The organism is Microcoleus asticus IPMA8, assembly GCF_013179805.1.
GTDB classification, from domain to species: Bacteria; Cyanobacteriota; Cyanobacteriia; order Cyanobacteriales; family Microcoleaceae; genus Microcoleus; species Microcoleus asticus.
In genome coordinates, this window is the sequence record NZ_SRRZ01000239.1 from 1 (window position 1) to 3,994 (window position 3,994).

Consider the following 3,994-nt stretch of genomic DNA (forward strand, 5'->3'; position numbering starts at 1 on the left):
GTAGCAATGGTTGCTCCTTCTATCAACGGCTAAGTTTTAGTCCTAGATAAACGAAAAGCGCTCCTAGAAATAGGGGCGCTTTTTGTTTGGGGAAAAATATTTTTATCGACATCCTTTTTCCTTCTTCCTCCTTCTTCCTTCTGCTATAGCTGCTCTATTTTTGTCCTTAATTCGATAAGATCAGGATGCTGATTAATCTCAAGCTTCCGAATTGCCCAATCGAAAAATGAATTTAGAGAAATGTATTTAGAGTCTTGTCTCTGTATTTCTTTTTGAATATCCTTGCCATTAAACCAGATTAAGTATTGCTTCTCTGTCCAAAATTCTTCTTGGTTAAACCGTTGTTGATAGGAAACAAGGTTATCTTCAAATTTTTCCGGTGTAACTGATTCAACTGCCAGTCTAAATTGATTAACTAATTCTAACGCTTGATTTTTGCAGTCTTGCAAAATTAATGACTCAGGTAGTTTACCTTTCTCCGTCCATGTAGTTTTGAGTTGTTGTCGTGCTGTACTCATGTTCACCAAGTCACCCAATGCCCATCTTACAGCTTGGTAATCTTGCAGGTTCCTGGCGCTAGTTTCAATCGATTCTGAAATGCGATCGACTTCTGGTGAATTTTGATGTCCCCACTTAGAAGCTGGATTTCCCTGCTTTTCATTGTACTTTTCTGTCCAATAGGTGTGAATCAAATCAGCATCTAAGAGGTAATTTTCAACACAAGTGCGATAACTTAAATCAAAGGGTTTATTACCTGATCTATTATCTAGTTGGAGTAATCCGCAGTTAGGAGTTGGCTGAACATCGAAATCCCGATCGCGAAAAACGATGTATTTCTGATTAACCGCTGTCTTCCCTGAAAAGTAGCCCTCGGCAAAGGTTGAGAATCCAAACTTACTACCCGCAGGGACAATTGTGCATCTATCACCTGGTAGGCTATCGACTACTCTAGTAAGCAATCTATAGTCTAAGCTGCTTGGTTTCCCTTCACAAAAAATAATTTTTCCACTGCTAACAACACTCATAGTTACACCTCCACACGAACAATGTGTGCTTCGGGTACTAGCTGCTCTATGTAATCAGAATGAGTTGTAATGATAAATTGATTATTTTTGCCTAACTTAGGCAAAGCTCTCAACAATGCTTGTTGCAGTGGTGGATGTAAGTGCAACTCAATTTCATCAATCAAGATCACCGAATTATGAATATTCCAATTAGCAAAGTCCACCAGGATCGGAAATATAGCGCGTTCGCCCCCAGACATCTCAGAAATCTCATACAGGTTGCTTTTATCGTAGTATAGATAAAACCAGGGTTCGCTCAGAATGTCATCGATCCCTTCTCGTGGAACAGGCCCCTCAAAGCCACGTTCTGGAAAAACAGCTTTATAAGCTTGCTCAATTTCAGCATATATGTCCTTCTGTCCAGGGCGGAATTGCTGAATTCTTTTCCTCTCAACATCCTGATGAAACTGCCGCCACTTTGAAAGGCGATCGCGTAGAATATCATAGGTAATTTCAACTTTTTTTCCATCCGGATTTTCAGTAGTTAAGCTGGTTGAATTTCTCTGCTCTGTTTGCCAAAAAATCGTACCAACTCGCTCAAACACCTCAAAGCCTTCAGATCGAAGGAGTCGTTTAGCATATTCCCGTCCTTTAAATTGAAATAATTCACTCGCAGTGTCTGCTTGAACACTCTCACCTTGCCATCTAAGATCTACAATATGTTTGTCAGCAGGAGGAACTGGTAAATTGTGACCCAGATCTTGCAATTTTTGTTGGAACTCACGAACCGCCTGGAGCTCTTGAGACGAAAATTGTACTTGTAGAGTAACCTCTGGTTCAAACTTGCCCCAATTACTCCCCAGCAATTCATAGTTAAATCCTGCCCATTCTAAGTCAAAAAGTTTCTGCAACCTCCCTGTTGCCACTCCCAGTGTTGCGGCTATTGCCTGTAAGATACTTGTTTTTCCCGCCCCATTCATCCCTATTAAAACTATAAGGTCTCGTGCCAATCCAGTTTCTGGATCGGTAAATTCGATTTTTTTCTTTTTAAATTTCTTAAAATACTGTAAATTGATAGATTGAATTTTCATAATAACACTCCTGTTTGAAGATTTTACTACCTACATTTTTTTTTCAAGCCTTGTTCATTATCGCACTCAGCCAAATTCATCTCCAAAATTTACCTAGCCATTTAGATATATTACATCGCACTTTCCTGAAAAAGCCAGTTTCTGAAATAACTCCGCAACCGCCAGAGTAAAGCCGGAGACGCTTTCTTCGCCATCTAGGGAATAAGTAGATTTGAGGAGGCGATCGGGTTCTTGGGACATCGATAAACTAACACATACAGGACTTACGCAAGCACACTATATGTAGCGTGCCAAAAAAGAGATCTCGCTTTTCAAACTTTTGAAATATCGTCCGTCCAGACACAATTCCCGAGGTCGTAGAACTAGATGAATTAGAAACATTTATTGGCTCAAAAAAAACTTGCGTCTGGTTGTGGATAGCAGTAGACCACTTCAAAGCAGATATTTTAGCCTGGGCTGTAGGAGACCATGATGCCCAAACATTTAAACATTGATGGGATGTTGAAAAATAAAAATGCTATTTTTATGTAACAAATTGCCTGAAAGTTTATCCAATGTTTATTCCAGATGGTCACTCAATCATCGGTAAAACTTATATGGCTTGCAGTTGAAGGTGAAAATACAAGACTCAGACATGATTTGGCTCGATTGAAGAGAAAATCTCTTTGTTATTCTCAAGACGAAGAAATTCTCAAACATTCAATTCGTTTACTAATTCACGCTCCTCAAATTCTCGGACGTTCCCATTCAATATTCAAGTAATTATTTAGATAATCTGATTTGAACGCTGTTCGACCTGCCTCCGTCAGCGGTGAGAGCCAAATCATACCTCAGTTCACCAACGCCCAAATTTACTTATCTCCAGACTGAATGTAAAATAATTGTCTAGTGTCGGCTTTTCCCCAACCTTAAATTCACATGAACATCCGCATCGGCAACGGCTACGACATTCACTGCTTAGTTCCAGAACGCCCCCTCATCCTCGGCGGCGTGCACATTCCCCACGAATTAGGCTTATTAGGACACAGCGACGCCGACGTACTTACCCACGCTATCATGGATGCGATGCTCGGAGCTCTCAGCTTAGGAGATATCGGCCTGTATTTCCCTCCAACTGACCCGAAATGGAAAGGGGCTGATAGTCTCGTATTGCTGGCACAAGTCAATCAGTTAATATTAGATAAAGGCTGGAAAATCGGCAATATTGATTCCGTGGTGGTGGCGGAACGTCCAAAGCTGAAACCGCATATTGACCAAATGCGCGATCGGCTTTCTACTGTCCTACAATTAAAACCTGACCAAATTGGCATCAAAGCTACTACCAACGAAAAGTTAGGGCCGGTGGGAAGAGAAGAAGGAATCGCAGCTTACGCTGTAGTTTTGTTAGTGCTAAAATAGCTGTCAGGTTATGAAGATTTTCTACTTAATTAGGAGTCGAATTTATGATCGCCGAAGACTTGGAAATCGCAATGCCGATCAACGTTGACATCATTGCTCTAGATAAGGACGATCGCATAGTCGCGCTAATCGAGGTCAAAATTATTCAAGCTCAAGAAACAGCAGCAAAGCAGAGGATTGCTGCTTACATGATATCTTGGATGAAAGCTGCGTTAGCGAAGATGTCCGAACAACGCACAGTCATTCCCTATGCTATGTTTGTTGACACCGAACCAATTCTGATTTTCAAATGGGACGGCGTGAATTTATCTGAACCTGTTTGCTCTCTAAACACTGGTGAAATACTTCGTTATTATCAGCCTAAATTTGGTAGAAAATGGATATTTGAAGATACGATTGAAACCCTGGTAGACTGTAGTTTAGACTAAAAAATGAGCGCAGCTAAAAGTAGCCACCTTTGAATGTCAGGCAAGCTGTTGCTCAAAAACTCAAAAAGTAGAA

At 40.7% G+C, this 3,994-nt stretch carries 5 protein-coding genes and 1 pseudogene; 3 read left to right on the forward strand and 3 right to left on the reverse strand.

The window, feature by feature from the left end:
* Positions 1 to 143 precede the first annotated feature (143 nt).
* From E5S67_RS31240 to E5S67_RS31250, 3 genes are all read right to left on the reverse strand, one after another.
* Positions 144 to 1,025, reverse strand: coding sequence for a hypothetical protein (locus E5S67_RS31240; RefSeq protein WP_172193264.1), 882 nt, complete (start codon positions 1,023 to 1,025; stop codon positions 144 to 146).
* 2 nt (positions 1,026 to 1,027) lie between these two features.
* Positions 1,028 to 2,095, reverse strand: coding sequence for an AAA family ATPase (locus E5S67_RS31245; RefSeq protein WP_172193266.1), 1,068 nt, complete (start codon positions 2,093 to 2,095; stop codon positions 1,028 to 1,030).
* 93 nt (positions 2,096 to 2,188) lie between these two features.
* Positions 2,189 to 2,335, reverse strand: coding sequence for a hypothetical protein (locus E5S67_RS31250; RefSeq protein ID WP_172193262.1), 147 nt, complete (start codon positions 2,333 to 2,335; stop codon positions 2,189 to 2,191).
* Positions 2,336 to 2,430: 95 nt separating this feature from the next.
* Between E5S67_RS31250 and E5S67_RS33810 the strand changes: the two are divergent.
* The 3 genes and pseudogenes from E5S67_RS33810 to E5S67_RS31265 form a co-directional block, all read left to right on the forward strand.
* Positions 2,431 to 2,879, forward strand: a pseudogene (locus E5S67_RS33810) (IS1 family transposase); the annotation flags it as partial.
* Positions 2,880 to 3,013: 134 nt separating this feature from the next.
* The gene (gene ispF / locus E5S67_RS31260; RefSeq protein WP_172193268.1) at positions 3,014 to 3,493 is read left to right on the forward strand and encodes a 2-C-methyl-D-erythritol 2,4-cyclodiphosphate synthase; all 480 of its coding nucleotides are present in this window, start codon (positions 3,014 to 3,016) and stop codon (positions 3,491 to 3,493) included.
* A gap of 44 nt (positions 3,494 to 3,537) precedes the next feature.
* On the forward strand, positions 3,538 to 3,921 hold the full coding sequence (locus tag E5S67_RS31265) for a hypothetical protein (RefSeq protein ID WP_246277079.1): 384 nt from the start codon (positions 3,538 to 3,540) through the stop codon (positions 3,919 to 3,921).
* Positions 3,922 to 3,994 lie beyond the last annotated feature (73 nt).